Annotated in this window: 31 protein-coding genes and 1 riboswitch; of the genes, 18 read left to right on the forward strand and 13 right to left on the reverse strand. The window is 62.9% G+C overall.

Annotated elements, in window-relative coordinates; genetic code table 11:
* Positions 1 to 75: 75 nt before the first annotated feature.
* The 3 genes from repC to repA form a co-directional block, all read right to left on the reverse strand.
* Positions 76 to 1,287 carry a plasmid replication protein RepC gene (gene repC, locus JO391_RS20990; protein WP_220664811.1) on the reverse strand — a complete coding sequence of 404 codons (1,212 nt, stop codon included), beginning with the start codon at positions 1,285 to 1,287 and terminating at the stop codon, positions 76 to 78.
* Positions 1,288 to 1,469: 182 nt separating this feature from the next.
* Positions 1,470 to 2,462 carry a plasmid partitioning protein RepB gene (gene repB / locus JO391_RS20995; protein WP_089258974.1) on the reverse strand — a complete coding sequence of 331 codons (993 nt, stop codon included), beginning with the start codon at positions 2,460 to 2,462 and terminating at the stop codon, positions 1,470 to 1,472.
* Positions 2,462 to 3,646: a plasmid partitioning protein RepA gene (repA, locus tag JO391_RS21000; RefSeq protein ID WP_113901404.1), complete on the reverse strand. Its 1,185-nt coding sequence runs from the start codon at positions 3,644 to 3,646 to the stop codon at positions 2,462 to 2,464. Before repA ends, repB begins: the two co-directional genes overlap by 1 nt.
* A gap of 215 nt (positions 3,647 to 3,861) precedes the next feature.
* On the opposite strand from repA, the gene JO391_RS21005 reads away from it, so the two are divergent.
* The gene (locus JO391_RS21005; protein ID WP_123130489.1) at positions 3,862 to 4,089 is read left to right on the forward strand and encodes an AbrB/MazE/SpoVT family DNA-binding domain-containing protein; all 228 of its coding nucleotides are present in this window, start codon (positions 3,862 to 3,864) and stop codon (positions 4,087 to 4,089) included.
* Positions 4,079 to 4,474, forward strand: coding sequence for a PIN domain-containing protein (locus tag JO391_RS21010; RefSeq protein WP_089258968.1), 396 nt, complete (start codon positions 4,079 to 4,081; stop codon positions 4,472 to 4,474). The genes JO391_RS21005 and JO391_RS21010 overlap by 11 nt, the downstream gene beginning before the upstream one ends.
* A gap of 78 nt (positions 4,475 to 4,552) precedes the next feature.
* On the opposite strand, the gene JO391_RS21015 is transcribed toward JO391_RS21010, so the two are convergent.
* Positions 4,553 to 5,437, reverse strand: a complete 885-nt coding sequence (locus tag JO391_RS21015) for a recombinase family protein (protein WP_220664771.1) — start codon at positions 5,435 to 5,437, stop codon at positions 4,553 to 4,555.
* A gap of 226 nt (positions 5,438 to 5,663) precedes the next feature.
* Here JO391_RS21015 and JO391_RS21020 point away from each other — a divergent pair, with 226 nt between their 5' ends.
* The gene (locus JO391_RS21020) at positions 5,664 to 6,734 is read left to right on the forward strand and encodes a hypothetical protein (protein ID WP_220664772.1); all 1,071 of its coding nucleotides are present in this window, start codon (positions 5,664 to 5,666) and stop codon (positions 6,732 to 6,734) included.
* A gap of 11 nt (positions 6,735 to 6,745) precedes the next feature.
* On the opposite strand, the gene JO391_RS21025 is transcribed toward JO391_RS21020, so the two are convergent.
* The 4 genes from JO391_RS21025 to JO391_RS21040 form a co-directional block, all read right to left on the reverse strand.
* Positions 6,746 to 7,495, reverse strand: a complete 750-nt coding sequence (locus JO391_RS21025; protein WP_220664773.1) for a CbtA family protein — start codon at positions 7,493 to 7,495, stop codon at positions 6,746 to 6,748.
* Positions 7,496 to 7,513: 18 nt separating this feature from the next.
* Entirely contained in the window at positions 7,514 to 7,690 is a 177-nt protein-coding gene (locus tag JO391_RS21030) for a CbtB domain-containing protein (protein ID WP_084450957.1), read from the reverse strand.
* A gap of 34 nt (positions 7,691 to 7,724) precedes the next feature.
* A riboswitch (cobalamin riboswitch) is annotated at positions 7,725 to 7,941 on the reverse strand.
* 25 nt (positions 7,942 to 7,966) lie between these two features.
* Entirely contained in the window at positions 7,967 to 8,428 is a 462-nt protein-coding gene (cueR, locus tag JO391_RS21035) for a Cu(I)-responsive transcriptional regulator (protein ID WP_051294570.1), read from the reverse strand.
* 13 nt (positions 8,429 to 8,441) lie between these two features.
* On the reverse strand, positions 8,442 to 10,913 hold the full coding sequence (locus JO391_RS21040; protein WP_375155719.1) for a heavy metal translocating P-type ATPase: 2,472 nt from the start codon (positions 10,911 to 10,913) through the stop codon (positions 8,442 to 8,444).
* Positions 10,914 to 11,087: 174 nt separating this feature from the next.
* Here JO391_RS21040 and JO391_RS21045 point away from each other — a divergent pair, with 174 nt between their 5' ends.
* The 3 genes from JO391_RS21045 (at position 11,088) to JO391_RS21055 (ending at position 13,920) form a co-directional block, all read left to right on the forward strand.
* On the forward strand, positions 11,088 to 11,276 hold the full coding sequence (locus JO391_RS21045; protein ID WP_028030797.1) for a heavy-metal-associated domain-containing protein: 189 nt from the start codon (positions 11,088 to 11,090) through the stop codon (positions 11,274 to 11,276).
* Positions 11,277 to 11,306: 30 nt separating this feature from the next.
* A complete protein-coding gene (gene copM / locus JO391_RS21050; protein ID WP_028030798.1) occupies positions 11,307 to 11,723 on the forward strand; it encodes a CopM family metallochaperone in 417 nt (138 codons plus the stop codon).
* Between the two features lie 250 nt (positions 11,724 to 11,973).
* Positions 11,974 to 13,920 carry a copper-translocating P-type ATPase gene (locus tag JO391_RS21055; RefSeq protein ID WP_035026285.1) on the forward strand — a complete coding sequence of 649 codons (1,947 nt, stop codon included), beginning with the start codon at positions 11,974 to 11,976 and terminating at the stop codon, positions 13,918 to 13,920.
* 8 nt (positions 13,921 to 13,928) lie between these two features.
* Here JO391_RS21055 and JO391_RS21060 read toward each other — a convergent pair whose 3' ends face one another.
* The 3 genes from JO391_RS21060 to JO391_RS21070 are packed head-to-tail and all read right to left on the reverse strand — an operon-like array spanning position 13,929 to position 15,845.
* Entirely contained in the window at positions 13,929 to 14,513 is a 585-nt protein-coding gene (locus JO391_RS21060; protein ID WP_028030800.1) for a hypothetical protein, read from the reverse strand.
* A gap of 4 nt (positions 14,514 to 14,517) precedes the next feature.
* The gene (locus JO391_RS21065) at positions 14,518 to 15,279 is read right to left on the reverse strand and encodes a DsbA family protein (RefSeq protein WP_189382349.1); all 762 of its coding nucleotides are present in this window, start codon (positions 15,277 to 15,279) and stop codon (positions 14,518 to 14,520) included.
* Positions 15,280 to 15,281: 2 nt separating this feature from the next.
* The gene (locus JO391_RS21070; RefSeq protein ID WP_028030801.1) at positions 15,282 to 15,845 is read right to left on the reverse strand and encodes a L,D-transpeptidase; all 564 of its coding nucleotides are present in this window, start codon (positions 15,843 to 15,845) and stop codon (positions 15,282 to 15,284) included.
* Between the two features lie 23 nt (positions 15,846 to 15,868).
* Between JO391_RS21070 and JO391_RS21075 the strand changes: the two genes are divergently transcribed.
* The 11 genes from JO391_RS21075 to JO391_RS21125 all read left to right on the forward strand — a co-directional run bounded on the left by JO391_RS21075 (position 15,869) and on the right by JO391_RS21125 (position 24,643).
* Positions 15,869 to 16,021 (forward strand): hypothetical protein, encoded by a 153-nt coding sequence (locus tag JO391_RS21075; RefSeq protein WP_220664774.1) that lies wholly within the window; start codon positions 15,869 to 15,871, stop codon positions 16,019 to 16,021.
* Positions 16,022 to 16,366: 345 nt separating this feature from the next.
* Entirely contained in the window at positions 16,367 to 16,927 is a 561-nt protein-coding gene (locus JO391_RS21080) for a L,D-transpeptidase (protein ID WP_028030802.1), read from the forward strand.
* A 4-nt stretch (positions 16,928 to 16,931) separates the two neighbouring features.
* A complete protein-coding gene (locus tag JO391_RS21085; RefSeq protein WP_220664775.1) occupies positions 16,932 to 17,306 on the forward strand; it encodes a hypothetical protein in 375 nt (124 codons plus the stop codon).
* Between the two features lie 265 nt (positions 17,307 to 17,571).
* The gene (locus tag JO391_RS21090) at positions 17,572 to 18,117 is read left to right on the forward strand and encodes a c-type cytochrome (protein ID WP_259444945.1); all 546 of its coding nucleotides are present in this window, start codon (positions 17,572 to 17,574) and stop codon (positions 18,115 to 18,117) included.
* Between the two features lie 2 nt (positions 18,118 to 18,119).
* Positions 18,120 to 19,103: a cytochrome c gene (locus JO391_RS21095; protein WP_259444938.1), complete on the forward strand. Its 984-nt coding sequence runs from the start codon at positions 18,120 to 18,122 to the stop codon at positions 19,101 to 19,103.
* Entirely contained in the window at positions 19,093 to 19,521 is a 429-nt protein-coding gene (locus JO391_RS21100) for a hypothetical protein (RefSeq protein WP_220664777.1), read from the forward strand. The genes JO391_RS21095 and JO391_RS21100 overlap by 11 nt, the downstream gene beginning before the upstream one ends.
* Positions 19,522 to 20,070: 549 nt before the next feature.
* Positions 20,071 to 20,742: a ferric reductase-like transmembrane domain-containing protein gene (locus JO391_RS21105; RefSeq protein ID WP_259444939.1), complete on the forward strand. Its 672-nt coding sequence runs from the start codon at positions 20,071 to 20,073 to the stop codon at positions 20,740 to 20,742.
* The gene (gene mrdA / locus JO391_RS21110) at positions 20,729 to 22,681 is read left to right on the forward strand and encodes a penicillin-binding protein 2 (protein WP_220664779.1); all 1,953 of its coding nucleotides are present in this window, start codon (positions 20,729 to 20,731) and stop codon (positions 22,679 to 22,681) included. Before JO391_RS21105 ends, mrdA begins: the two co-directional genes overlap by 14 nt.
* The gene (locus JO391_RS21115) at positions 22,678 to 23,154 is read left to right on the forward strand and encodes a c-type cytochrome (protein ID WP_259444940.1); all 477 of its coding nucleotides are present in this window, start codon (positions 22,678 to 22,680) and stop codon (positions 23,152 to 23,154) included. The genes mrdA and JO391_RS21115 overlap by 4 nt, the downstream gene beginning before the upstream one ends.
* 110 nt (positions 23,155 to 23,264) lie before the next feature.
* Positions 23,265 to 23,990: a DsbA family protein gene (locus JO391_RS21120; RefSeq protein WP_220664780.1), complete on the forward strand. Its 726-nt coding sequence runs from the start codon at positions 23,265 to 23,267 to the stop codon at positions 23,988 to 23,990.
* 65 nt (positions 23,991 to 24,055) lie between these two features.
* Complete coding sequence (locus JO391_RS21125) at positions 24,056 to 24,643, forward strand: hypothetical protein (protein ID WP_220664781.1); 588 nt, start codon at positions 24,056 to 24,058, stop codon at positions 24,641 to 24,643.
* A 62-nt stretch (positions 24,644 to 24,705) separates the two neighbouring features.
* Here the strand turns inward: JO391_RS21125 and JO391_RS21130 are convergent, their stop codons facing one another.
* Positions 24,706 to 25,173: a DUF411 domain-containing protein gene (locus JO391_RS21130; protein ID WP_220664782.1), complete on the reverse strand. Its 468-nt coding sequence runs from the start codon at positions 25,171 to 25,173 to the stop codon at positions 24,706 to 24,708.
* Positions 25,174 to 25,271: 98 nt separating this feature from the next.
* The gene (locus JO391_RS21135; RefSeq protein ID WP_149143153.1) at positions 25,272 to 25,883 is read right to left on the reverse strand and encodes a hypothetical protein; all 612 of its coding nucleotides are present in this window, start codon (positions 25,881 to 25,883) and stop codon (positions 25,272 to 25,274) included.
* A gap of 187 nt (positions 25,884 to 26,070) precedes the next feature.
* Between JO391_RS21135 and JO391_RS21140 the strand changes: the two genes are divergently transcribed.
* Positions 26,071 to 26,424: a hypothetical protein gene (locus JO391_RS21140; protein WP_089258471.1), complete on the forward strand. Its 354-nt coding sequence runs from the start codon at positions 26,071 to 26,073 to the stop codon at positions 26,422 to 26,424.
* Positions 26,425 to 26,466 lie beyond the last annotated feature (42 nt).

Consider the following 26,466-nt stretch of genomic DNA (forward strand, 5'->3'; position numbering starts at 1 on the left):
ACGGCGCAGAGAGTTCACAGCTGTGAACTTCATCGATTGGGGCGCCGACGGGGAGAATGTTCACAGCTGTGAACATCACGCCGCGCTTCGCCGGGACATCAGAGCCATGACCATCGGCCCGCAGGAGAACTCGCCCGCCGCCGCCTTCGATGTCAGCGCACGGAGATAGCCACCGGGCGATCGGATGTCGGCGAAGCGTTCCAGCATGGCGACAACAACGATCGATGCCTGCTCGGGGCCCATGAACCGTTGCGCTTCTTCCCAAGCGGAAGCACTGATCCCCATGGCCGGCCGCACATGGCAAGCCGCGTCGAAAAGCTGATGCCAGTGGCGGATATCGCCCTGGTAGAAAGTTTTGAGCGACGGGCAGCCCGCGATCACCAGATGGAGCGGGATCTTTGGCACGCGTCTTGTGTCTGCTTCTTCCACGTCAGCACCAGGTGCATCCGTTTCAACATCTGGCGCGCCGGCCGCCGCCCCGCCTTTTTCTAAGGCAGGTTCAAGATCTATAGATTCTTTATTTGAATTATGATGGTGGCGCTCAGTATTGGCACCATTGGTGTTCATTTCTTCTGTTTCAGGACCATCAATGACGTTGCGTGCGTGGTCGAGAAGGGCTTCAAGGTCGGCGCGAAATGCTGAGAGCTCCTCGAGCGTGAGCTTGCGGCGAAGGGCGCGCGCTGTGAGAACAGCCTTGTCGCGAAACTGATCCCAGAGGCCGAGGCCTGGCTGGACCTCTTCTCCGAACTCCGCCAGGGCAGCAAGATCGCGCCGCATGAGGCTCACGACCTCCCGCAGTCTCCGGACACGGTCCTCGGCCTCACGCACAGCCTCTGCGGCCCGTGCAACCTCTTCGGATTGGCAGTAGAGTGGCGAGAGGTCGAAGCCAAAAGCCACACGCTCTTCTCCGTGCTTGCGAACATACCTCTTGCCGTTGGGACTATCGCGGCGCATGAGCAAGCCAGCATCCACCAGACGGGCAATGTGCCTGCGCATCGTGGAGCAGGGCATGCCGTTCAGCCGCTCGCAGATTGCCTTGTTCGACGGGAAGACGACCATCTCGGTATTCCCGCCAAGTGCATCATCCGGAAAGAAGCTGAGAAGCCCCTGCAGAACGGTCAGATCGCGTTCGGAAACCCCAAAGGCCGCCTGCGCCTTGGACAGCTCGCGAAGGAGCTCCCACTTGTTGACGGGCTTGCCCGGAACAGACGCCTCAGGACGCTCGACCACGCGCAGATGGGCGTGCGAGATCGGCCGCATAAACGGCGAAATCGGTGTGTACTCCATGATGTCATTCACGAAGGCATAGAAAAGCTGTTCCGCGAATCACATATGACTTGCGGTTTGCGCGCCGGCCCACTACCTTGAAAGTGCTAAGATCAAAGTTGGGGTCTCGTGGAGCGCAAGCTTTGCGGGACCTTTTCTTTAGCCTGTACCGTGCCTCCTTTTTGTTGCTGCTCTGCCTCTCTTCATGTCTCGCCTTTCCAGCGATCGTGAAGCTCTTCGAGGACGTCCTGCGCGCGGGCATCAAGCCACTCCGCAAAGGCATCATCCACATCCGTCAGGTCCAGGCGAAGCGCCCGGCCAGATCTCTTGATAGCGCCCACGGGCGTGCCATCGATCACAAGGGCAGTGGTCTTCGATCTCGGCTTCTTGCCGAGCGTCGAGCTCACACTCTTTTTTACGTGCCGCGCAACGGCCTCAAAAGCCGCCACCGAAGGATCCACCTGCGGATCCTCATCCGCCTGTTCGTTCGCGGCCGCCTTGGCGCGAACATCAAGAGCAATTCGGGAAAGATCGTCGTTCTCGATCCGGCTGTCGGCAAGCTCCTTGGCCAAAGCTTCCCATCTGGGACGGCCGACGCCGTGCGCCGGTCCGATTGCATGGGCCAGTGCAGTTCCGATCGCCTTGGCAACCGAGATCGACATCGATACCGCCGAACGGGTCACGTTGAGCACTTCGGCAATCTGTGCCTGCGAGCCAAAGCCACTATCGAGCAGTTCCTGAGCGAAGAGGGCACGCTCGATGTAACTCAGGTCACGTCTACCAGTATTCTCTGAAACCTGAGCGCGGAGTGCCGCCGTATCGTCCAGGTTAGCGATGAGGGCGCGAACCTTGCTCACTTTGTCGGAGGCACGAATGGCCTCAAGACGGCGGCGTCCATAGACGAGGAGATACCGATTGGGGTCGGTCGCATGGCGCCGAACAAGGATGGGCACAGTCTGCCCGTTTTGTTCAATCGACGCGCGAAGGTCGTGCACATCCTTTGGGTCGAGGCGATCCGAGTATCGCTCGTCTTGGATCTCAGCCGGATCGAGCTCCCAAACATGGTGAGCATCGACAGCATCACGCGCCGACCGCAGGGCCCGATTGCTAGACATCATGCTACCAGGGGCAGGGGGCGTCCCCGCCGCTGCAAGACTATCCAGCATGGACATGCGCTTCTTCTTGCTGTCGGTCATCAGCGCCCCCAAGTCTTCTGAATGAGCTGGGCAATCTCGTCGTTGACCGCATTCAGGCTTTCAATGGCCCGGTCATAGGTCGTCCGGGTGAACGCGCTGCGTTCGACCTCGTAAAGGGTCTGCTTGGTCAAACCGGCATCTGAGATGGCCGTCGACTTGAGCATCGGCGCGTTCAAAACCTTGTCGCCGTACATCGTTCGCAAGAAGGCGACGATACGGTTCTGCGGTGCGTCTGTCGGCTCATACCGGGTCAAGAGATACCGCATCCAGTCATGCGACATGTCGGCCCCACTGTCGGCAATGACGTCCATCAGGTCAGCCGTCATTCTGAGGAACTGGCTCATCGACATCACGTCGAGCATCTCGGGATGGATCGTAACGAGAACGCCTGTCGCGGCCGACAGCGCGGACATGGTCAAGAACCCCAGTTGCGGAGGACAGTCGATGACGACGACGTCATACCGCTCATCGACCTGCGCCAGCGCCTCCTTCACACGGAAAAAGAACAAACCCGCGTTGCCGCGAGAAAGCGCCCGCGGCGTCTCGTGCTCGAACTCCATCAGTTCGAGATTGCCAGGAATCAGATCGAGGTTCGGGATATATGTCTTGCGGATCACCTCGGCGATCGGAACCGGGTCTTCATAACGGATCGCATCGTAGAGCGTGCCGCCGTCCAGCAGGTCAAACTCAGGCTGAACCCCATGCAAGGCCGTGAGAGAAGCCTGCGGATCTAGGTCGATCGCCAGGACTCGGTAACCCTTGAGAGCCAACCGTTGAGCGAGATGCGCCGAGGAGGTCGTCTTGCCCGACCCACCCTTGAAGTTCATCACGCCGATGATCTGCAGATGGTCACCTGCGCGACGCCCGGGCAGGTAGTCTCCCGGCTTGCGAGCCGTTTTTTCCAACAAAACGCGCAAGTTATGGATGTCGTCGGCCGAATAGTGCCGCCGGTTCCCCGATGAAACTTCCGGCGACGGCCCCTTGCCATCAAGGTGGAGCTTCCTGAGGTATGAATCGTTGACGCCCAGCAGAGCAGCTGCTTCCCCAGAGGTGAATTTGCGCATAGACTTGGATGCGTCGGGCGGAAACAGGCTCTCACGCTGCGAATGCAGTTGCGCCGCCAGCACCTCAGAATGCTGACGGATCACAGCGTTCAGGTCTTCCTGTGTATCGGCTCTGCTCATCTGCCCTCGCGCGCCCGTGGCGTGTTCACGGAATTTGGCGTTTAGTCGCCCTTTTCCGTGACTATTGCCGGAGGACTCAGATTCGTGCAAGCTCTTTCTAAATCTGGTGTCAGGCGCTGCATGATGCACAAGAGTAGCCCGGGCTCGTGGACAGGCTTGCCCAAGCAACCAACATGATATACATTCCTGACCGTATATCCACTCAGGAGGTCACGATGCAGGTCGCGAAATGGGGCAACTCGCTTGCCGTCCGTTTGCCCGCCGAGCTTGTCCGGGAACTTGGCCTCAAGGAAGGTGATCAGATCGACCTGGTCAAGGACGACGGCCAGGTAAGAGTCCGTCGTCTGGCGCGTGCGGATGAGGTGCTGACGGGTCTGCGCCGCTTTAGGGGCAAGCTTCCCGCTGCGGAACGCCTGAGCCGCGAAGACGCGCATGAGCGCTGAATTCGCGGACACGAATGTCGTTCTGTACCTGCTCGACGACGGCCCGAAGGCCGATCGCGCCGAGCTCATCCTGGGGCAGGGGCCCCGGATCAGCGTTCAGGTGCTGAACGAGACGCTGGTAAACTGCCGCCGCAAAGCCGGCCTCAGTTGGGAGGAGGCAGGGACGTTTCTCGAAGGCGTGCGCGCCTTGTGCCCCGTCGAAGACCTGACCCTCCAAACCCATGACGTTGGCCGCGCCTTGGCGGAACGTTACGGTTTCTCGATCTACGACGCGATGATCGTGGCAAGCGCTCTGGTTGCGGGCTGCACCACGCTGTGGAGCGAGGACATGCAAGATGGCCTGCTAGTCGAAGGGCAGCTTCGCATCGTCAACCCCTTTGCATGAGCGGACAGCTTCTGAGCCTGAAACTGACCACAGGCTTGTAATCCCTCCATGTCTTGGAGGATTTGCAAGGTAGCTCGACTACTCAAGCAGCCCCAGCCTCTCCGCCCGCTCCAGCAGCATCTTCACAGATGACGGCTGCCAGCTTGTCCGCCCGCGGGGCGTGCGCTCGCGCATCGCTTCCAGTCTGGTGCAGATCGCCTGAAGCGTGATCTCGGGGTCCGCGCCCTTGATGGCAGCGACGATGGCGGGCAGGCGGTCGTCGGTTTCGCGGCGGCCGGCGCGGTCCAGTACCGTGGGCGGCAGGAAGCCGTCCCGGACATAGGCGTTGACCGCGCGCAAAAGCCGGCTTTGCGTCCATTGACGCTCGTGGGGCAGGGGGCCGTTGACGATGCGCACCACATCTTCCCAGGGTAAGTCGGGCCGCAGGCGGCGGACATGGGGCACCCAGTCCTGCGCCGTCTCGTTCAGGCGTTCCATATAGCCGTCCTGCCGGGCCAGCCGCACCTTGCGCAGCGCCGCCGGATCCCGGACGCGCAGGCCCGGATTGCCGCCAACCCGGCCTTTGGTTCGTGCGCTGGCCAGCCCGGCCTTGGTGCGTTCGCGGATCAGGGCGCGCTCGAACTCGGCCGCGGCACCGAGGACCTGCAGGGTGAACTTGCCTTGCGGCGAGGACGTGTCGATCGGATCGGTGAGCGAGCGGAAGAAGGCGCCCTTCGCCTCCAACCGTTCGATCACCTCGAGGAGGTGGGAGAGCGACCGCGCCAGACGGTCGATGCGCACCACCACCAGCGTGTCGCCCTTGCCGATCCGCTCCAGCACCCGCGCCAGCACGGGCCGCGCGCGGTTTCCGCCCGAGGCTTGCTCTTCATGGATCTCTGCGCAGCCCGCGGATTTCAGGGCCTGAGACTGGGGCAGGGGGGTCTGATCCTCCGTCGAGACGCGCGCATAGCCGATCAGGGACATCAGAACAGGCCGTTTGCAGTTTCACATACCGTCAATAAACGACCGTTTGTAAACGGATTCAAGGGCGCTCTCTACGGCCGAGGTCAGCGAAATGCCCTTGGTTTCCTGAGGCTGTGAGCGATCAGAGAGATCTCGCAGGCAGTCGCGCGTGCGTGCTATATACGGAGTATAGACGCACACCAAGAAAACCCTTGGGTAAAGTGCAAAACGTACGTATTTTGCACATATGAAGCCTCAAGCATCTGCTCCATATGGTATTTTTGACGACTCTCTTACCGAGGTGGAAGAGGCCGTGGAGAGATCCGAAGACGATCTGTGGTTCCTGCCCGGTCCGATCGAAGACGAGCCCGACGATCTGCCGCCCGGCCCTAGGGCCGAACCCCGCGAGACTGCAATCCTTGACGACTGGCGCAAAGCCGAGGCGGACAATGCCGCGCGGCTCGCCCGTGTCGCAGGTCGGCTCGGTGGGCTGGACGAGCGGTTGCGGAGGGGGCCTGAGGGTTGGCGCCACAGGCTCGCCCTGATCGAAGCGGCCGACCTAAGCTGGTTCGTAGGCGACCGCATCGGGCCGGATCGACTGGCGCTCTGGATCGCCCTGCGCCTGTCTGGCGTGCAGGACGACAGTGTCGCCCTGGCACGGGTCGGGTGGGCGGTGCGGCGCCTGACGGGAGGGCCAGGGCCGGAGGTGGACCTGGCCACTTTTGTGGATCGCCGTGACCCCGAGAACTTGGCGGATGAGGCGGAGCCCTTTGCGGATCGCGCGGGCGGTTGGCTGGACCTGATGGCGCAAGCTGCCGACCTGCACCCGATCAGCCGTGCCTGCATGGGCTTTCACATTTGGAGTTTGGCGGGTCTCGGGCAGCACGGAGACCGGATGGAAGCGGCTGTCACGGCCGCGCGGATTGCGACCGGAGAGGGCAGGGGAGCGATATTTGCCCCTCTCGCCATGGGCGGGGCAGGCGGGCTGCGCGCCGGTGGCACTGCTGCTGACCGACTGGTGCGATGGCTCGACGGGATGGAGACAGCAAGCCGGACCGCGATGCGGCACCTTGACGACATCGAGGCTTGGTCAGCGCGGTCCGAAACCGAGATGGTCACGCTCTCGGGCAAAACGCCCCCAGCCTTGCGCGCAGTTCTGACCGAATGGCCCCTTGTCTCCGCCCCAATGGCCGAGGCAATCACCGGCGCCAGTCGCGCGGCCGTTCAGCGGAACATGGCCTGGATGCAGGCGCGAGGTTTGATCCGAGAAGTGACCGGGCAGGGAAGATTTCGCATGTGGTGTGCACGCGCAGCCTAGGTTGCCTTCTCTCACCCCGGCTCCGTCAAACCGTCAGCATCGGCCTTCGCGCCTGCTTCTGGCAAAAGCCACAAGAGTGCGATGGCCAGCACCAGCCAACCGATCAGGTTCACGCTTAGCACGCGCGCCGCATAGAGCGCCGCAAGGTCGGGCGGCACTGCCGGGGCAGAAACGGGTGGCAAGGGCGCTCCGAAAAGGTGGGGTGCCAGGATCAGGGCAAGGCCCGCGAGCCGCCCGGGCCAGGACCGCAACCCCGCAGCAAAGAAAATGCCGGCAGCCGTCATCGCGACAGTCGCAACCCACCAGAGTTGCCGGTCCGCCAGTTCCGCTGCCTCCATTCCGGGCAGTTCGGGCGGAAGGTCGATTGCAGGCGCAAGGGACAGGACGGCAAAGCCGATAAGGCCGAGGGCTGTGGCCGGGATCCTCCCGCCGCCGGGCAGAGCCCGGAACGCGGTCAGGCCGGCTCCGGCCAGCAGGCCAAAGCCCGCCCAGGTGAGGATCAGGGTCAGGACCGTCAAGCCATTGCGCACAAGCAAGTTGTCCGTATTTTCCGCGCCCTGCGCATCATGGCCGGGCGTTTCTAGCGGGTTAGGTGCAGGGTCGGGCTTGTTGCTCTCGATCCCGATCAGAACGAGTTCGCCCGTCTCATACCGTTCAGCCTCGACGATCAGGGGTTGGATGAGAAAGAACTGAAAAACGGCAGCCACGAGGCCCGCGATGGCACCCGCGATTACCCCGCCGGACAGCAAGGTCTTTGTCATGTCGATTATCCAGAAACGTCAGTGGCAGGGAAAACCGGTCGCATGACGTGTGTCATGCGTTGCAGCGTGCAATGCGTCAGGCGAAGCAAAACCAGCGGCAAAGATCAGCACTGCGCCAATAAGCGCGCTGGTCAGGATTGGTCCGAACTGGCTCTTCGATTGCTCCGCTGTGGCGGACAGGATTCTGGTGGACATGAAGGTTCTCCGCCCGTCACACCCGACGGGATTAGGGTTGCGCCATCGCTTGGCCGGTCTCCTGGCTCGCGGATTAACACAGTCCTTCGCCTTCCCGGGCATTGGCCCAGTGGCACGATGAAGGACCGCTACCGCATACAGTCGCGGGGGCGGCTGAGGCCTTGGGCGCCGCAATTGGGTCCGCCCTTCCTCATTCCCGATTGAGTTCCAGGACTCTGCGCCCCTTGAACACCAAACAGTGAGAGCTTTGCGCCGAACCCCCGCGAAGTCAACTGACTACCGGGAGTGAAAATGCTGCACCGGTACTGCTTTGCCGCTCTGCTGTGTCGTGCAATCAGATCCATGCTCCACCCCGTGCCCGAGGTCAGCCAGGATTGGGCAGTCGGGCCGGTGATCGCCGCAGCATGCGTCGGCTAGGTGGCGCAGTGTGTCGATCATGGCCTGCATCTCGCGCACCTTCCGTTCGAGGCCGTCGATCTGGTCCGTCGCAAGGCGTTTCACATCCGCGCTTTGACGGGTCCGGTCGCGCCAGAGTGCCAGAAGCTCTTCGATCTTCTCGACCGAAAAGCCAAGGTCGCGGGACCGACGAATGAACCGCAGCATCTGCACTTCAGTCGGAGAGTAGACGCGGTAGCCTGATCCGGTCCGCCCTGCGGTGGGAATAAGGCGAATAGATTCGTAGTAGCGGATCATTTTGGCCGACACGCCCGAGGCCTTTGCCGCTTCACCAATGTTCATGATCATGCCTCCTTCAATGCACAACTGCGGCCTGGAACCGCCGCAGCCGGAGGGCGTTTCCAAGAACAAAGACCGACGACAAGGCCATCGCGGCGGCAGCGAAGATCGGTGACAGAAGAACGCCGAAGCTCGGCCACAGCACGCCCGCGGCAACAGGGATCAAGGCAGCGTTATAGGCAAAGGCCCAGAAGAGGTTCTGCCGGATGTTGCGCATCACGGCCTTGGACAGCGCGATGGCGTCCGATACCGCCGTCAGGCGACCGGTCATGAGCACGACGTCCGCCGCCTCGATTGCTACGTCGGTCCCCGTTCCGACAGCAAGGCCAACGTCAGCCTCGGCCAGGGCCGGGGCATCATTGATGCCGTCGCCGACATAGGCGAGCTGTCCCAACGCCTTCAGTCGCTTGACTGCGGCGACCTTGCCGTCCGGCAGCACTTCGGCCACGATCTCGTCGATGCCGAGTTGGCGGGCGATGGCGCCTGCGGTGCGGGCGTTGTCGCCAGTGATCATCGCAACTTTCAGCCCCATAGTGTGCAGGGCGCGGATTGCCGTTGGCGTGGTCTCCTTGATCGGGTCCGCGACAGCAAGGATGGCAGCGAGTTTGCCGTCGATGGCGGCATAGAGCGGCGACTTGCCTTCGTCTCCCAATCGAGCGGCAGTATTCCCAAAGGGCGATACGTCAATCCCCAGTCGGGCCATGTAGCGATCAGCGCCGATCTCGATCCGCTGCCCGCCCGCCTGTGCAGTGACGCCGAAGCCGGTAACGGAGTCGAAGGCTGTGACGGCGGGCAGGGACAAACCTTCGTCTTCTGCGGCCTTTACGATGGCGCGGGCGATCGGGTGCTCGGACTTCGCTTCGACGGCTGCCAAGAGTGACAGAACGGCGGCGCGATCGAAACCTGGTGCAAGATCGAGGTCGGTGAGGCTCGGCCTGCCCTCGGTTAGCGTGCCGGTCTTGTCGAGTGCCACGACCTTCACTCCCTGAAGAGACTGGAGCGCCTCGCCCTTGCGGAACAGCACCCCCATTTCGGCCCCGCGCCCGGTGCCCACCATGATCGAGGTCGGCGTGGCGAGGCCCATGGCGCAGGGGCAAGCGATGATCAGCACGGCTACGGCATTGACAAGACCGAAGGTCAACGCGGGGTCGGGGCCGAAGATCAGCCAAACGGCAAAGGTCAGTGCTGCAAGCGCCATCACTACCGGGACGAACCACATCGTGACCTTGTCGACGAGTGCCTGGATCGGCAGCTTGCCGCCCTGTGCCGCCTCGACCATGCGAATGATTTGAGCGAGCATCGTCGCCTCGCCCACCGCGGTGGCGCGGAACGTGAAGGCACCTGTCTGGTTTACAGTCCCGCCGGTTACCCCATTCCCAGCGGTCTTCTCCACCGGCAGCGGCTCGCCCGAAATCATGCTCTCGTCGATCCAGCTTGCGCCAGTCATTACCTCGCCATCGACTGGCACCCGCTCACCGGGACGGACCTCGACGACATCTCCCGGGCGCACCTCGGAAACAGGCACCTCGACCACCCCGCCGCTGCGGATCACCCGGGCTGTCTTGGCCTGTAGGCCGACCAGCCGCTTGATCGCCTCGGACGTGCGTCCTTTGGCGCGCGCTTCGAGGTAGCGACCGAGCAGGATCAGCGTGACGATCACCGCCGCCGCCTCGTAGTAGACATATGTTGTCCCGGCAGGCAGGAGCCCTGGAGCGAAGGTGGCGACCAGCGAATAGCCGTAGGCGGCCGAGGTGCCGACGGCGACCAGGCTGTTCATGTCGGGGGTGAGGCGGGCAAGCGCAGGCAGGCCCTTGCGGAAAAAGCGCAAGCCGGGGCCGAAGAGGACTGCCGAGGTCAGGGCGAACTGCAAATACCAACTGTTCTGCATCCCGATCGTGTTCATTACGGCCATGTGGACCGACATGAACAGGTGCGACCCCATTTCCAGAACGAAGACCGGTAACGAAAGGGCGGCAGCGATTACAACATCTCGCTTCAGCAACGCTTCTTCTGCGGCCTTTTTCGCTGTCGCGCCATCATGCGCAGCCATAGCTGGGGCTGCGGGGCGGGCGTCATATCCCGCGTCTGCTACCGCTCGGGTCAGCGCCGCCACATCGGCCGATCCTCGCACTGTTGCCCGCTCGGTAGCCAGATTGACGGTGGCAGACGCTACCCCCGGCACTGATGCCAACGCCCGTTCGACCCTCGCCACGCAAGAGGCACAGGTCATGCCTTCGATAGCGAGATCGATGGGCTTTGCTGGCACATCGTAGCCCGCATCTTCGACGGCCCTCACCAACGCACCGCGATCGAGCGCCACGCCCGTAACCTCGGCTCGCTCGGTGGCAAGGTTAACTGATGCCGTCGTCACCCCCGGCACAGCTTTCAAAGCCCGTTCGACATGTGCGACGCAGGACGCGCAAGTCATCCCGTCGACGTCGATCGTCATAAGATCGGTATCAATTCGAGACGATTGCTTTGCGAGCATGTTCATCACGGAATTCCTTTCAGGGATGCCTCCGCCGTATGAGATACGGCTTCCCATTATGGTAAGGTCAAGGGGCAACCTGAGATTCGTCATCACGGCTTTGTGGGCTTGACCTTACAACCGTGGGAAGCCCTATCTGATGACGCATGAGGCAAAACCCTGAAGGAGGCACTCATGCAGTTCCATATCGAGAACATGACCTGTGGCGGTTGCGCCAACAGTGTGACGAGGGCGATCCAGTCGGTGGATCCGGCCGCCGACGTCAAGGCGGACCCCAGCACGCAGAAGGTCGAAGTCACGTCCGCAGTTGCGCGTGATCGGCTGGTCGCGGCCCTGACCAAGGTTGGCTACGCCCCTGCCTGAAGCATCCAAAACAATACAGGACATCCGAAAATGAAAAAACGCACAGTAGTGCTCTCCGCAGCAGCCATTGCCGTTGTTGGCGGCCTTGCCATCGCCCAGACCATGGAAGGGATGGACCATTCTAACATGGGCGGAATGGGAGACATGGGCATGATGAGCCACACGTCGCTGATCCCGCCGGAACTCGCCGACAATCCGGCCGCACAGGCCTATGCCGCCGCCATGGATAAGATGATGGCCGACATGATGGTCCCATATACAGGCGATGCGGACGTCGACTTTGTGCGAGGCATGATCCCGCACCACGAAGCCGCAGTCGCCATGGCGCAGATCCAGCTGGAACATGGAACCGACCCTGAAATCCGCAAGCTCGCGGAAGAGGTGATCGCGGCTCAGGAAGCCGAGATTGCCGAGATGAAGGCCTGGCTCGCCGCACGCGGCCTGTAAGGCTCTTCAGTGGCGTGCGGGGTGGCTTGCTCCCGGCCATCCCGCCGCCCGACTGGCAGGGGCTCTTGATCCACCCTGGCAACGTGAAAGGAGCGCAGCTATGTCGGATGCACACCGGAACAAGCATCATCAGCATGGACATGGGATCGCAGCGGGCTCTGGGCCCGCCGACGTTCAGTCGGGCGCTTCGGCAGCCACTGATGAGAGACCTGCAACTGCACATGCAGGACACCATGCCGGGCATGGCGACATGGTCGCCGACTATCAGCGCAGGTTCTGGGTCTCGCTGGTACTCACGATCCCTGTTCTGATCCTTTCGCCCATGGTGCGCGACTTTGCGGGGCAGGGGATGACGCCGCTGTTTACCGCCGAGGAGTGGGTCGCACTTGCCCTGTCCTCCATCATCTACTTCTGGGGCGGTTGGCCTTTCCTTACTGGCGCGCTTCCGGAGATCCGGACGGGCCGTCCTGGGATGATGACGCTGGTCGCACTGGCGATCTCGACCGCGTATTTCTATTCCGCCGCCGTCACGCTGGGCCTGCCTGGTGGTGAGCCGTTCTATTGGGAACTGGCCACGCTGGTGACCATCATGCTGCTGGGTCACTGGCTGGAAATGCGGTCGGTTCTCGGTGCATCGCGGGCGCTGGAGGAACTGGTGCGCCTCTTGCCCGACACCGCGCTGCGGGTGACGGCCGATGGCGGCACCGAGGAGGTGGCGGTGGCGGCGCTGATCGCCGGCGACCGGGTGGTGATCCGCCCGGGCGCGAAGGTGCCAGTGGACGGCGTGATCACCGACGGCGTCTCGTCGTTCAATGAGGCGATGCTGACGGGCGAGTCGAAGCCCGTGACGCGCACGGCCGGCGAGACCGTTATCGGCGGGGCGGTCAACGGCGAGGGCGCGGTCACCATCGAGGTCAAGGCAACTGGGGAGGCGACCTACCTTTCGCAGGTCATCGCCATGGTAAAGGCCGCGCAGAACAGCCGGTCGCGCACCCAGGACCTTGCCACCCGCGCGGCCACAGTTCTGACCTGGGTCGCCATCACCGTCGGCCTGGGTTCGTTCGTCTGGTGGATCTGGGCGGGCGAAAGCGTCACCTTCGCACTGGAGCGGATGGTGACGGTGATGGTCATTGCCTGCCCCCACGCGCTTGGCCTTGCCGTGCCGCTGGTGGTGGCAGTCTCGACGTCGCTGGCGGCCAAAAACGGCCTCCTGATCCGCGACCGCGCAGCCTTTGAGCGGGCGCGCGACCTGAACGCTGTGGTGTTCGACAAGACAGGTACACTGACCGAGGGGCGGTTCGGGGTCAGCGATATCGTCATGCTCGACGGTGGCGATGCAGCAGTGGCGCTGCGCATGGCAGCTTCGGTCGAAAGCCAGTCGCAGCACCCGATCGCGCAAGGCATCGTGGCCGATGCCAAGGCCAGGGGGATCGACTTTCCCGCCCCGGAGGGGCTGCACAGCATTACTGGCGCCGGCGTCACCGCTCGGGTGGACGGAGAGGACGTGGCCATCGTCAGCCCCGGCCACCTGCGTCGGCAGAACACCCCTGTGACAGATCCGCGCCTTGCGGCACTGGAGGAGGCGGGCAAGACAGTTGTTGTCCTTGTGAGGGGCGGCAAGCCGCAAGCACTCTTCGCGTTGGCCGACATCGTGCGGTCGGAATCTCGCGATGTTGTGGCGCGCCTCAAAGCCAGGGGTGTGCAGTCGATCATGATGACGGGTGATGCGGAAGGCGTAGCCCGGTCGGTCGCAACCGAGCTGGGGCTGGACGAATACTTCGCTCAGGTCCTGCCCGATCAGAAGGCGGCCCGGGTCAAGGAATTGCGTGCCCGGGGACTGAAGGTTGCTATGGTCGGTGACGGTGTCAACGACGCCCCGGCGTTGGTCGAGGCCGATCTTGGCATCGCCATCGGCGCGGGCACGGATGTGGCGGTAGAATCAGCCGATGTCGTACTCGTCCGCTCCGACCCGCGTGATGTCGAGGCCATTCTCGGCCTGTCGCGGGCCACCTACAACAAGATGGTGCAGAACCTGATCTGGGCCACAGGATACAATGCGTTTGCAATTCCGATGGCCGCGGGGATCACATTCGGCACAGGATTCCTGATGACGCCGGCCGTCGGGGCCGTGTTCATGTCGGCGTCCACCATAATCGTCGCCATCAACGCCCAGCTTTTGCGGCGCTATCGGGGCTGACGCTCCGGTCACATGCCATGCAGCCCGTGCAGGCTGCCGGTGAGCAGGACCGGCGCCAGCAGGGGCGCCGCAACGGCAAGGACCAGTGCACGGTCGCGCCATCTTTCCAGACGCCAGCAAAGAAAGCTGGTCAGCCCCACGACCAGCGCAACTTCGAACATCCCGAAGGCCTCGCCGTAGAACTGCGGATTCCAATAGCTGACCGGACTGCGGAAAACCCAGTCCGAGACAGGCCAGAGCTGGCGGCGGGTATCATCGTGATGTGTCAGAAAGTCCGCAAGGGCATGCAGAAGACCGGCGCCCGCGAAGGCGCGCAGGATCAGCTGTCTGCGCCAGAGTGCCAACCCGAGCAGACTTCCCCAGACGAAAAAGCTGTGGTCCACGGCGAAGACAGCCTGCCAGCTCTCCGAAAAGAACAGTGTGCTGAAGACCTCATGTTCCGGAATGCCCGAAACGCGGGTTGAGCAAAGGACCATTGCAAACATCGGAAGGTCCGGAGCGAGCCCACCTGCGAGCGCGGCCACCAGGGTTGCGACGCAGAGGGGTCGTGCGAAGATTGCAGCCCCGAGCAGCATGTGGGACGGCGTGTTCATCGGGTCAGCAAACTGGCGCTGCCTGGGCAGCCTCGTCTTCCACAATCTGGCGAAGGAGCGCGTAAGGGATTGCGCCATTCAGGACGGTCCGCCCGATTACAAGACCTGGCGTGCCGATGAAGCCAAAGATATCGGCGAGCGCTCGTGTTCGGTTCATCTCTTCCTGCACCTCTGCAGATGCCATGTCTTTGGCCAGCCGATCGACATCGAGGCCGATATCCGCCGCCACCCTGAGGACTGAGGCTTCTTCGGCGACCAGAGGTGTTCGCATGAACCGACGCCGAAGTTCTGGTTGTTTGCCTTGCTTCGCGGCAGCGACCGACGCCCGCGCTGCAAGCTCGGAAGCGGGTCCGAAGATCGGAAGTTCATGCTGAACCAGCCAGAAGGAAGCAGGATGATCGGCCATCAGCGTGTCGAGGTCTCGCTCCAGCGCCCGGCAGTAGGGACAGCGGAACTCGCTGAAATAGGCAATGGGAATGACCCCCTCAGAACCGCTGTTGCCAAAGAGGGCAAGGCAGGGGTCAGCACGTACCGCTTCGGCACGCGCGCGGCGCTGGTCTGCATCCTGAGGCGGCGCATCGAGTCCGACAAGGGCCAGCGGTGTTCCGGAGGTCTGGCCAACCCCGTCAAGTCGGCGAAACGGCGGCAGATCCGCAATGTCGGCATAGCGCGGCCCGCGGCCCGGGAGCCGGTCCCAGGGAAGGGCACGCAGACCATAGATAAGGGCAACGATCCCGCCGAAGACGAGAAGGTCGCGGCGCCTCACGTTCACATCACAGTCACCGGTGTTCCAACCGGCACCTGTTCGTAGAGCTGGATCACATGCTCGTTCAGCATCCGGATACAACCGTTCGAGACGGACTGACCGATTGACCACGGCTCGGTCGTGCCATGGATACGATAGTAGGTATCGCGCCCTTCCCGGTAAAGGTAGAGCGCGCGCGCCCCAAGGGGGTTGTTCGGCCCGCCGGGGACACCATCGGCGAACTGGGCATAACGGTCAGGATTGCGGCGGATCATGTCGTTCGTCGGACGCCAGGACGGCCATTCGGCTTTGCGCTCGATGATCGCGGACCCCCTGAAGGCAAGCCCGGCCTTGCCGACACCGACTCCGTAGCGGATCGCCCGCTCGGTATCGAAGACGTGGTACAGAAAGAAGCTTCGCGGGAACACGAGGATCTGTCCGGGCGCGTGCTGCTCGCGGACGCGCACCTCGCGGGGCTGGAATTCGTCGGCCAGCACAAACGGCTCTGCGGTATGGGCCCGAAGGATGGTGGGCGAGGACAGCGCTGCAAGTGCGGCCCCGCCAATGAGGAAGCGTCGGGAAATCATGCTATCTCCTGAGAGGAACGAAAATGACCGGGTTCGTTCAGAAGACGTATCGCGGCGGCGGCGTGTGGGGGGCCAAACTGCGGCTGGAGCCCATGACCGGCGTGATCTCGAAATGCGACGATCCGGCCACCGACATCAGAGTGACGGGCACTGGCTCACCGGGGATAACAAGCTGACATGTTCCGTGTCCTGACCCCTCACCGCAGAAAGCATCTGGTATCAGGGGTTGGGCGTGAAGTGCGTCAGCATGTACTCCGTGCGGTGATCGTTCTGAGTGCGCCAGTCCAAAAAGGGTGGCGAGAAGGAGGAAACTGCACAGGAGGGCCATCATCAACCGCATGGCTGGAGCATAGCCCCTCTCACCTAAGTGCCGACTGATCACATCTAGGTGAAGCACCAAATTCCTTCCAGGATTGGCGAAAACGCAACGCATTCACCTGTTTGTGACCCGGCCGCGATGCAAAGCCGTTTGACCTTCCCACGTTGGAAGGAAGCAAACCTTGCTCAAAAAGGAGCAGAACATGCGATTCACTCGACGGCTTTTTGTTGCCGGAGCACTTGCCGCGCCTTTCGTGACCGGTCGCGCCGCCAGCGCGTCGGAAGACACGCCTGGCCCGGTCCGTAACAACATCTCGGCTTTTCGCACCCACGAGTGGCAGGATCACTTCGATGCTCTGGGCGTCGGGATCATCATCTCTGACACGACGGCCAAGGTCCTCCAGCACTGGACGAGCGACGGTCAAATGTACCTCTACCCGACCTCGGTCCCGCTGTCGGACGAGCTGACCCGCCGGGGCTATACCGAGGTCGTCGAGAAACGGGTGAACCCGAGTTGGGCCCCGACACCGTCGATGCGGGAAAGGAACCCGGAATGGCCGGCCTTCGTGCCTGGCGGCGACCCGACCAACCCGCTCGGCACCCGCGCCCTTTACCTGTCGTGGCAATACTACCGCATCCATGGTACACACGACACGCGCAAGATCGGTCGCCGCTCGTCGAACGGCTGCATCGGGCTCTACAACGAACATATCGAGGAAGTTTTCGACCGGACGCCGGTCGGGACGCAAGTGAAGCTGATCTAGCAAGATGAAACCTTCGTCGACCTCACCGAACCCACTCAAGAACCTGTTTTCGCGCGGGTCGTTTCGGTTCGTGTCGATGTGGCTTCTGTCCGTGGTGCTGACGCTTGGCTTGGTCCTCGGACAGACCGCAGAGGCGGGCCCGGTCGAGGATCATCATCCCGGCACGTGGGTCGAGATCGCGGGCAACGCCGGGCAAGAGACCGCGCCGGCACCTGCTTGCCACCCGGGCCTCGCCTGTTCTGTTTTCGTGCTGCCCGATGGGCCGGTCACAGCACTGTCGTTGTCAATCGTGATCACTCTGCGACCGGACCTGACACAGTCGCAACGCCGCTTTGGCGGCCCGTCCGTCACCCTGCCTCCCCCCCGAACCCGGATCTGACAGTCAGGCCGGACGTGCGTCTGACGGTTCGATAGGCTCTCCGCAGCTCTGTCGACAGTTCAATCTCTGTCAGCCTGACACCAGACAGTTGTGCAAGCCGCACGATCCGCCGGAAGGGCGGGTCGCGGGATCGGTCAACAACAAGAAACCAAGGGCAGTCAGGCAGATGAAACCACAATGGACAGGCGCTTTGGCGCTTGCCGCTTCCGCAGTCGCGGCAGTGGCGCTGGCACATAACGGGGCGACGGGTGTCGTCCTTGAACGGATGACGGGGATGACCGCGTTGAAGGACACCGTGGCGGAACTGGCGCCGATGATGCAGGGAACGGTTCCCTACGACGCATTCATTGTATCAGAGGGAGCAAGTGTCATTGCCGGTCACGCGGGCGAGACAATGCTGTCGTTGTTCCCGGAAGGCAGCCTCGAGGGGGTGACCTATGCCAGGCCAGAGATCTGGTCCGACTGGCAGGACTTCGCAGCACTTGCCGAGGAATTGAAGACCTACGCTGACGCGCTCGCCGTGGCAGCCCCGAACGGTCTTGAGCCGGCGCTGCCGCCGCCCAGAGATATGGCCGGGATGGATCACTCGGCGATGGCCATGACCCCGGCACCACAGGTAGATGAGGGCTTCACGATAGCGGAGTTGATGGGCTACGGCGAAAGGACCCAAGAGGTCCAGGTTGCGCGTGGCACATCGGACCCGGCGACGCTGGCGTTCGATCTGACGACGCTGGCCGCTGACGACCTCTTCACCCGGATCAGCGCCACCTGTTCGTCCTGCCATTCGCAGTACCGCGCGGGCCGGAACTGACCATGCGGGGTCTGATCCGCGCTTCCGTCATTTTCCCGGCCGTGGCGGCGAGCCTCGGGGCCGGTGTTCTGGCGCTATGGCCCATCGGCGCGCCGGAGCCGGCCGCGTTCCCGCCCGGGGATGCAGAACGCGGCGCCTATCTGGCCCGTGCCAGCGGCTGTGTGTCCTGTCACACCAACGCGGCTGCCAAGGGACTGGCGCTCGCCGGAGGTGCGCCTCTCGACACGCCCTTTGGCACTTTCGTGCCCCCGAACATCACCCCGCACACCACCGCCGGGATCGGTGCCTGGACCATCCAGGATTTCGCCAGGGCTGTTCGACAAGGCATCTCGCCGGAGGGCGACCCCTACTATCCGGTGTTCACATATTCTTTCTATGCAGGCTTCACGGATCAGGAGATCGCCGACCTGTGGGAAGCGTTCCGCACCGTTCCGCCGGTTGCGGATGCTGCCCCGGCGCATGATGTCGGGTTTCCGTTCAGCTTTCGCTCGGGGCTGAAGCTCTGGCGCGCTGCCTACCTCGACGCGCCGGAGACGGATGCGCTGATGGGCACATCATCGCCCTGGAACCGCGGGCGTTTGCTCGTCGAAGGGGCGGCGCATTGTGCAGCCTGTCATACCGGCCGAACGCTTGCGGGCGGCCTGGACGCTTCCGCCCGGTTCGCCGGAAACGACAGCCTTCCCGGCGGCAGCAAGGCACCGTCGATCCTAACAGCCGACCTTCTGGAAGGCGGCTGGACGGTCGCGAACCTCGCCTATGCGCTCCAGTCGGGGCTGCTGCCCAATGGGGATGCTTTCGGCGGCAGCATGGCCGAGGTCGTGGCTGAGGGCACCTCGTACCTCACCGACGCCGACCGTGCGGCCATCGCAACCTACCTGCTCGACGCCGATGGAACAGGCACGATCCCCACGCCTCCTCCTCCCGCGACCGAGACGCCGATGGCGGGGATGGATCATTCGCAGATGGATATGACAAATGAGAACTAGAGTTGTTGCCGCTATTTTGGCTGTGGGGGTTGTTGCCTTCGTAGGCATCTTTGTCTGGACGGTCGTATGGACCCTCGAACCGCAAGCGACCGGCGCTCAAGGCGACGCACCGACGGCTGAAACGTCCGAACAACTTTCCGACGGCCGCCTCGATGTCCAGGTATATGCGCTTGGTGACCGCAATGTACGGCTCGAGATCCAGTTCATGCCGGACGCAGACGCGATCGAGCTTGCAGTCCAGCGCCCAGAGGTAAATTTCGCGATGGTCGATATGCACATGGATGGGATCGATTCACCGCTTGAGTTGGTTGAAGCCGGCGTGTGGCGGGCAAACCTCAAACTGCCGATGGCCGGTCGCTGGGTTGTCAATGTGGGTTTCGGCGACGAATTCATGGAGATCGAATTCGATGCCAAGTGATGCAGCGAGAGTTCACGCACGGCATCTAGATGCTATGCGCAGGGGGCTTCGCGGCACTGCCGTTGGCCTTGCGCTCTTTGTGGTCGTGGGCACAGTGACGGCGGTCTGGGCGAACCCGCTGTTCGTCCGCATGACTCCGGTCGGACCTTGGGAGTTTGGAGCGACGGTCCTGACGGCGTTCCTAGCCGGAGTGACGACTGCGCTATGGGTTCCCCGATGCAGTCTGCGTACATCCGGGACGGGTGGCCTTGCGAGCTTCCTCGGGATTGCCTGTCCGACCTGCAACAAGATCCTGATGCTGATTTTCGGCGGACCGGCGTTGCTCGCATGGTTCGATCCGGTCCGGCCCTGGCTCGCGGCAGCCGGGGTCATCGTCATGGGCTTTGCTGCCTTTCGTACCTGGCGAACGTTTCGCGAGTCCCGATCAGGCCGTGAGGCTGTCGGTCGTACTGAAGCTCCCGTGACGGGAGGCCCGCAGTGACAGCTACAACTGGTTTGCGGTCAGCGATGCGCAGGCTGGCCCGGAAAACGCTGGTCCGGCACGTGCTCGTGGCCATCCTAGCGATTGGGCTGGTGCTGGGCTTTGCGGCGGTTCACGCGCAGTTCAGCCCGATGCACCGCTGGAACCGCGCCTTCGGGGATGCATCGCTGGTGCTGGTCGCGCTGTCGATGGCCTTCGGGCCGCTGACACGCTTCCTGCGCGCGGCGGTTCCGCTGCTGCCGTTCCGGCGTGAGATGGGTATCCATGCTTGCCTTCTGGTGATCGTCCACGCGGCGATCATTCTCGTTGGCTGGGTCGAATGGGATCTGATGCGGCTGTTCGGGTTCGAATGGCATCCCGACCTCTTGGCCTATGTCATGTTCCAGCATGGTTTCGGGCTTGCCAACGCCATCGGGATCGCGGCCCTGGTCCTCGCAGTTCTGCTTGCCGCTACGTCGAGCGATTTCGCGATGCGGCGTCTGGGGCTGTCCGGCTGGAAGTTCTTGCAGATGGGCGTCCTGCCGATGTGGTGGCTGACCGTGGCACATGTGGCCTACTTCCTCTTCATTCATTTCCTGAGCTTCCATCAGGCAACGCCGCCGCCGAATCCGCTTCAGCCCTGGTTCGTCGCACTGGTGGTCGTCGTCTTTGGTCTGCGCGCGGCGGCCTACCTAAAGACCATCCGCGCCAAGGCCCTGTCCGAACTGCCGGGAGAGGAGGCAAGCCGTGCGTCGATCTGAACGCGATCTCGCGCACGCGGCAAAGAATACGACCCGGCGGTCCCTCCTGCTGGGTGGGGCGATGTCCTCGGTGGTCGGTGTTTTGGGCTTCCGGATGTGGCAACTGGGCGTCCGCGATGCTGAACAGTACTACCTTCTGGCCGAAGAAAACCGAATCAGCCTGCGGCTGGTACGTCCCGACAGGGGTCGCATCCTTGACCGGGCCGGAAAGATCGTTGCTGACAACGAGCAGGCATATCGCATCACGCTGGTAAAGGAAGAAGCCCGAGATGTCGACGACGTTCTGCAAAAGCTGCGGGTGCTGCTCGGCCTCGACGCAGAGACTGTTTCGAAGGTGAACGAGCAGATCGACCGTGTTCGAGCTTTCGTGCCGGTAACGGTGAAGGACCGCGTCACTTGGGACGAATTGTCGATCGTGGCACTGAACTCACCAGTCCTTCCCGGTGTGCAGCCCGAGATGGTCCTTTCCCGCGTCTATCCTTTCGGCCCGGATTTCGCGCATCAGGTCGGTTATGTAGGGCCGGTAAGCGACAGCGATCTGGAGAACGAAGCGGCTGACAATGCGCCGCTGCTCCGCCTGCCCGATTTTGAAGTCGGCAAGACAGGAGTGGAGCGAATCCACGAACGCACCTTGCGCGGCATGCCGGGCACGCGCCGCGTCGAGGTCAACGTGTCCGGCCGCACGATGCGCGAACTCGATCTCGATCCTGCAACTCCTGGCCCGGATATGCAGGTTACGCTCGATCACCATTTACAAAACTTCATGCGCGTCCGGCTGGAAGGCCAAAGCGCTGCCGCGATCGTGATGGACGTGACAAACGGCGATTTGCTTGGCTGCACCTCGGCGCCCTCCTTCGATCCGAACCTTTTCGTCCGCGGGATTTCCAGCCGCGACTACGGCACGCTCCGTGACAGCGAATTCCGCCCGCTTGCAGACAAGACGGTGCAGGGGGCCTATCCGCCGGGATCGACGATCAAGATGTCGAATGCGCTGGCCGCGCTGGAAACCGGGCTGATGGACCCGGAAGAGACTGTCGCCTGCAATGGCTATGTCGAGATCTCCGGCCGAAGGTTCCACTGCTGGAAGCGCGGTGGTCATGGCCGAGTGAACATGGTCGGCGCGCTGCGCGAGTCTTGCGACGTCTACTTCTACGAGGTCGCGCAGCGCATCGGCATTGACGGCATCTTCGCGATGAACGACCGGCTGGGGCTTGGCCAGAAGTACGACCTTCCGCTGTCCGGCATGGCGCACGGCAACAATCCATCGCGTGCTTGGAAGCAGGAACGGTACGGGCAGGACTGGCTGATCGGGGACACCATCAATGCCTCGATTGGGCAAGGCTTCACGCTCGCCTCGCCGATCCAGCTTGCCACCATGACGGCGCGACTGGCTTCGGGGACCGCCGTGTTGCCCCGACTGGTGCGACCGCGTACCGGGCAGGACCAGGATACGGCTGCTCCGGCCCCGCTCGGTCTGTCGGCCGATGCACTGGCCATTGTGCGACAGGGCATGTTCGAGGTCTCGAACCACGAGCGCGGGACGGCCTATTCCTCGCGGATCGCCGATCCGACATTGGCGATGGCCGGCAAGACGGGAACGAGCCAGGTCTTCTCGATCACCGCTGCCGAGCGGGCGGCAGGCGTCCGCTCGCAGGACGAGCTGCCGTGGAACCGGCGCGATCACGCGCTGTTCGTGGCCTTTGCACCCTTTGATGCGCCGCGCTTTGCTGTCACGGTCGTTGTGGAACACGGCGGTGGCGGGTCAACGGCAGCGGCGCCAATTGCGCGCGACATCATGCTGTTTGCACAGCATGGCGGCCTGCCGCCTGAGGACGCCTATCCGACATCGCAGAGGGCGCGCATACGGGAGGACCTAGCCCTGCTGTCCGAACGCATCCTGCCGCCGGACGGCACGATCGCCACAGTGAGCCGGACATGATGCACCGTCTCAGAAGAGCATTGTGCCGAAGCGTTCTTGCGAGTGCAGTTCTCGTAACAGTCCTCGTCCTGCTTGCCTTTCCCGCACGAGCCTTCTTTCACGACGTGCCCGACACCGAAGGTGGACGTGCCATTTACGTGGCCAAATGTGCCTCCTGTCACGGTGCCAATCTGGAAGGGCAGCCGGACTGGCAGTCGGCGAGGGAGGACGGCACCTATCCCGCGCCGCCCCACGACGAGACGGGCCACACCTGGCACCATGGGGACGCGATGCTGCGAGACTACATCCGTCGCGGCGGGCAGCCGGTGCTGGACGATATGGGGGTCGACTTCACCTCCGGCATGCCCGGGTTTGGCGAAGAGCTGACCGAAGACGACATCGAGGCCGTCCTCGCTTACATCCGGTCGACCTGGCCCGACCGCATTCGTGCCGCACAGGCTGAACGCAGCCAGTTGGAAGCAGGTTCGCCTTGAAGCCGCAAGTAAGTCCACCGACCTCCCAATTCCCGCTTGCCTCTCTAGGAACTAGAGGGTGCATACCGCCTGAAACTCGAAATCTTCATCCGCCACACAAGGCTCTTCCCATGCGCGTCACGTCAATCCTGTTTGCTATCACGCTCGTTTTCGCTCCCGGCCTCACTCTGGCGCAGGAGACTACGGAAGATCGGATCAAGGAACTGGTCGCCGAAACCTTGCGCGAGAACCCGGAGCTTGTGCTCGAGGCTATCCAGACGCTGGAGGCGCGCCAGGCAGAGGCCCAAGCTGCCGCCGTTGCCGCGACCCTGGCCGACGAGCGCGCCCTGCTTGAGCGCGACCCCAACGCTCCGGTCCTCGGCAACCCGGAAGGCGACGTGACGGTGGTGGAGTTCTTCGATTACAACTGTCCCTATTGCAAACGCGCGATGCCTGAAATCGACGCCCTGCTGGCCGAGGACGGAAACATCCGTCTTGTTCTGAGAGAATGGCCAATCCTCAGCGAAGGATCAGCGATCGCGGCGCGGGCCGCTTTGGCTGCACGGAAGCAGAACAAGTATGCTGAACTGCACAATGCGCTGATGGGTGCGCGGGCGAAGTTGGACGAGCAGTCGGTGCTGCGGATCGCGGGCGAGGTCGGACTCGATGTCGAGCAGCTCAAGGTCGACATGCAATCGCCCGAAGTCGAGGAACATATCGCCACGTCGCTACGTCTGGCCGAGGCTCTCGGCTTCAACGGCACACCGTCATTCGTGGTGGGTGATCAACTGATTCCGGGCTTTGTCGAGAAGGCTCAGCTTGCCGAGGTGGTAGCCGCCGCGCGGGCCGCCGAATGAGTATCCGTTTTACGCGTCCTTTCGGTTTCCGACTTCAGCGGCCTTTCACGATCACTGAGACGGTCTTGGGCCGGATCAGGCATTCCGTCGTGGCAGCCACTTTGTGGATCGCCTTGACAGGGATTGCTTCGGCGCATTCAATCACCGTCGGCCTTCTGGTCGTCGGCGAGGACGTTGACGCAAGTCTGGCAGAAGCGGTGCGCGGTTTCCTCCTAGCGGCCGACGAACGGGACGGGCACGCCAACGAAACATCGGACGGACATCTCGGTGGGGTTGATGTGCAACTGCTGCCGCTGCCACGAGATGCGGCGGGGCTGGTCGAAGGACTGTTCGGTACGTCCGACGAGCCGACCGATGTCGTCATTGTCATTGGCGCCGAACCCGCGGCCAGCGACGCCGCGCGCGCGTATGCCTCGGCAAGCACGGTCTTGCGGCAGTTCGTACTGCCGGATGGGTGGGACAGCGCAGACGGAACCGACGGTTTTGTGTCGCGTTACCGGCTCGCCTATGGCGCGACGCCCGGCTTAATGGCGGCAACGGCCTATCATGCGGCTCGCAGGCTCGACGTCGCAATCAGACCGTTGGACGGTGTGGTGCCCGAGGAAGCACTGCTAAACGCCTGGAGGTCAACCGAATCCGGTCTGTCCTGGTGACCCGGGAACCAATGGCGCACGGCGTCATTGGTTTTGGGCAGTCCCCGCACGACTGAACGGGATCAGGCTGCAGGGTAGCTCGTGAAGACACTGCCGCCGCCGTCCATCCCGACAAGGATGACGTCATAGGCTTCGCGATCGGTCTCGGGTCCCATGCCGGGTGACCCGTAGGGCATGCCAGGCACGGAGAGACCGACGGCGACGGGTCGTTCAGCCAAAAGACGGCGGATGTCGGCGGCGGGAACGTGCCCCTCGACAGTATAGTCGCCGATGGTGGCGGTGTGGCAGGACGCGAGGTCTTCCGGAATGCCACGCTCGCGCTTGAACGCCGCAAGCTCTTCGATGCTGCGTTCCTCGAAGGATACCCGAAAGCCGCTGTCGCGCAGATGTCCGATCCACCCGTTGCAGCAGGGGCAGCCGGGGTCCTTGACGACGTGGATGGCTTCGTCGCCCTCGGCAAGTGCTGGGGTAGCCGCAATGGCGGCCAGCCAAGGAACGGCGGCGAGAACCTTGCGCCGGGACAGTGTCATGATGTCGGCCTTTCGTTGGAACTTTACGGGAAACATAGCTGCAAGTGCGGGGATCGGCGAGCAAAGTCTGATGAACCCGGCGACAGATCACCGAAATGCTACTCCAGCCTTGGGTCCCCGGCTTGAACCAGCAGAACCCCGTGGTTCTCGTCGGCGTCGTCGTCGGTGATCGTCCGTGTGGAGACGCCCGGCAAGTCGGCAAACCCCTCCATCATCCGTTTCGGAAACCAGGTCATCGGCAGGCTTTCAAATCCGGGCACCCCTTCCAGCACCCGCGACAGCGCGATGGTGCAGTTTGCTTTCGGCACCGCGCCATAGGCCATTGCCCGCTGCATGATCAGTGCCGCAACCTCGGGCGATACCTCGATAGTCTGTTCAACCACGTCGTAGGTCTCGCGGGCATGGTAGTCGATGTAGAAATCCACCATCTTCGGGGTGACCCCGAAGTGCACGTCGTTGCGCTCGGGCAGCCGGGGATGCCGCCAGGTGCCAGCCGGATCGAACAGCACGCGCTGCGATCCGTTGATGAGCAGGCCCGCATGCGCTCCCGCTCCGCTGCGTGTCGAGAGGACCGTGAAGAGCGTGACCGAGGTCGGGCCGGGATGCTCGTAGCGGGCGGCGGCCACGGCCTCCTCGGGTGCCCAGATCGGTTCGGCACCGCAGGATGCCAGGCCAAGGATTGCCGCCATGGCGAAAAGAAGTTTCCACATCGATTCACTGTCCCGCGTTTTGCGCAGGTTCTGCGCAATCGCGACGGATTCCAGTAAACTCTGCGATAGTGGGGCAGGGAATTCGGAAACTCGGCATTGATGCCGCAGCTTTAGAGATCAGAGTGCCCCTCAGGGACACCAAACTGTCAGGTGACGGAAGCGGGCCATCCTGATAGATGTCTCAGATATGGCGCTTCTCACGTTTCGCATGCATGTCCTGATCCTCGCCGCCTACGTCCTGGCGGCAATCCTTCCCGTATTGGCTCTGGGCGAACGGCAGCAAGCTCAGGCAGACCATGCGCAGATGATGGCGATGGCCGGCCACCTGGCGCACATGCCCGCGACTGACGGCCCGAAGGACCTGACGCAGCAGCTGATCTGTCAGCAGCACTGCCTGTTCGCGGCAGCGACCTTTCCTGCGCCGGACCGGGTTGCGGAAACTCTCGCGCGGTCCTCCGTTGTGGAGGCTGGCGTCGACATCCTTGCCGCCTCGCTGGCCAATCCGCCCCCGGGGCCGCCTCCCAAGATCGCCGTGATCTGAGCCTGCGGTTCCGGCCTTCGCCGGGGACCGTTTGTCCAATTC

The organism is Neotabrizicola shimadae, from assembly GCF_019623905.1.
Classification (GTDB): Bacteria; Pseudomonadota; Alphaproteobacteria; order Rhodobacterales; family Rhodobacteraceae; genus Neotabrizicola; species Neotabrizicola shimadae.

Coding starts and splice junctions, on each gene's coding strand:
- JO391_RS21060 (WP_028030800.1), bottom strand. CDS start 14,513: ATGAACACGCCGTCCCACATGCTGCTCGGGGCTGCAATCTTCGCACGA.
- JO391_RS21045 (WP_028030797.1), top strand. CDS start 11,088: ATGCAGTTCCATATCGAGAACATGACCTGTGGCGGTTGCGCCAACAGT.
- JO391_RS21020 (WP_220664772.1), top strand. CDS start 5,664: ATGAAGCCTCAAGCATCTGCTCCATATGGTATTTTTGACGACTCTCTT.
- JO391_RS21120 (WP_220664780.1), top strand. CDS start 23,265: ATGCGCGTCACGTCAATCCTGTTTGCTATCACGCTCGTTTTCGCTCCC.
- JO391_RS21115 (WP_259444940.1), top strand. CDS start 22,678: ATGATGCACCGTCTCAGAAGAGCATTGTGCCGAAGCGTTCTTGCGAGT.
- repA (WP_113901404.1), bottom strand. CDS start 3,646: ATGAGCAGAGCCGATACACAGGAAGACCTGAACGCTGTGATCCGTCAG.
- copM (WP_028030798.1), top strand. CDS start 11,307: ATGAAAAAACGCACAGTAGTGCTCTCCGCAGCAGCCATTGCCGTTGTT.
- repB (WP_089258974.1), bottom strand. CDS start 2,462: ATGACCGACAGCAAGAAGAAGCGCATGTCCATGCTGGATAGTCTTGCA.
- JO391_RS21055 (WP_035026285.1), top strand. CDS start 11,974: ATGGTCGCCGACTATCAGCGCAGGTTCTGGGTCTCGCTGGTACTCACG.
- JO391_RS21025 (WP_220664773.1), bottom strand. CDS start 7,495: ATGACAAAGACCTTGCTGTCCGGCGGGGTAATCGCGGGTGCCATCGCG.
- JO391_RS21040 (WP_375155719.1), bottom strand. CDS start 10,913: ATGCTCGCAAAGCAATCGTCTCGAATTGATACCGATCTTATGACGATC.
- JO391_RS21090 (WP_259444945.1), top strand. CDS start 17,572: ATGACGGGGATGACCGCGTTGAAGGACACCGTGGCGGAACTGGCGCCG.
- JO391_RS21070 (WP_028030801.1), bottom strand. CDS start 15,845: ATGATTTCCCGACGCTTCCTCATTGGCGGGGCCGCACTTGCAGCGCTG.
- JO391_RS21130 (WP_220664782.1), bottom strand. CDS start 25,173: ATGACACTGTCCCGGCGCAAGGTTCTCGCCGCCGTTCCTTGGCTGGCC.
- JO391_RS21005 (WP_123130489.1), top strand. CDS start 3,862: ATGCAGGTCGCGAAATGGGGCAACTCGCTTGCCGTCCGTTTGCCCGCC.
- JO391_RS21075 (WP_220664774.1), top strand. CDS start 15,869: ATGACCGGGTTCGTTCAGAAGACGTATCGCGGCGGCGGCGTGTGGGGG.
- repC (WP_220664811.1), bottom strand. CDS start 1,287: ATGGAGTACACACCGATTTCGCCGTTTATGCGGCCGATCTCGCACGCC.
- JO391_RS21135 (WP_149143153.1), bottom strand. CDS start 25,883: ATGTGGAAACTTCTTTTCGCCATGGCGGCAATCCTTGGCCTGGCATCC.
- JO391_RS21100 (WP_220664777.1), top strand. CDS start 19,093: ATGAGAACTAGAGTTGTTGCCGCTATTTTGGCTGTGGGGGTTGTTGCC.
- JO391_RS21140 (WP_089258471.1), top strand. CDS start 26,071: ATGGCGCTTCTCACGTTTCGCATGCATGTCCTGATCCTCGCCGCCTAC.
- JO391_RS21080 (WP_028030802.1), top strand. CDS start 16,367: ATGCGATTCACTCGACGGCTTTTTGTTGCCGGAGCACTTGCCGCGCCT.
- JO391_RS21010 (WP_089258968.1), top strand. CDS start 4,079: ATGAGCGCTGAATTCGCGGACACGAATGTCGTTCTGTACCTGCTCGAC.
- cueR (WP_051294570.1), bottom strand. CDS start 8,428: ATGAACATTGGTGAAGCGGCAAAGGCCTCGGGCGTGTCGGCCAAAATG.
- JO391_RS21085 (WP_220664775.1), top strand. CDS start 16,932: ATGAAACCTTCGTCGACCTCACCGAACCCACTCAAGAACCTGTTTTCG.
- JO391_RS21015 (WP_220664771.1), bottom strand. CDS start 5,437: ATGTCCCTGATCGGCTATGCGCGCGTCTCGACGGAGGATCAGACCCCC.
- JO391_RS21030 (WP_084450957.1), bottom strand. CDS start 7,690: ATGTCCACCAGAATCCTGTCCGCCACAGCGGAGCAATCGAAGAGCCAG.
- JO391_RS21095 (WP_259444938.1), top strand. CDS start 18,120: ATGCGGGGTCTGATCCGCGCTTCCGTCATTTTCCCGGCCGTGGCGGCG.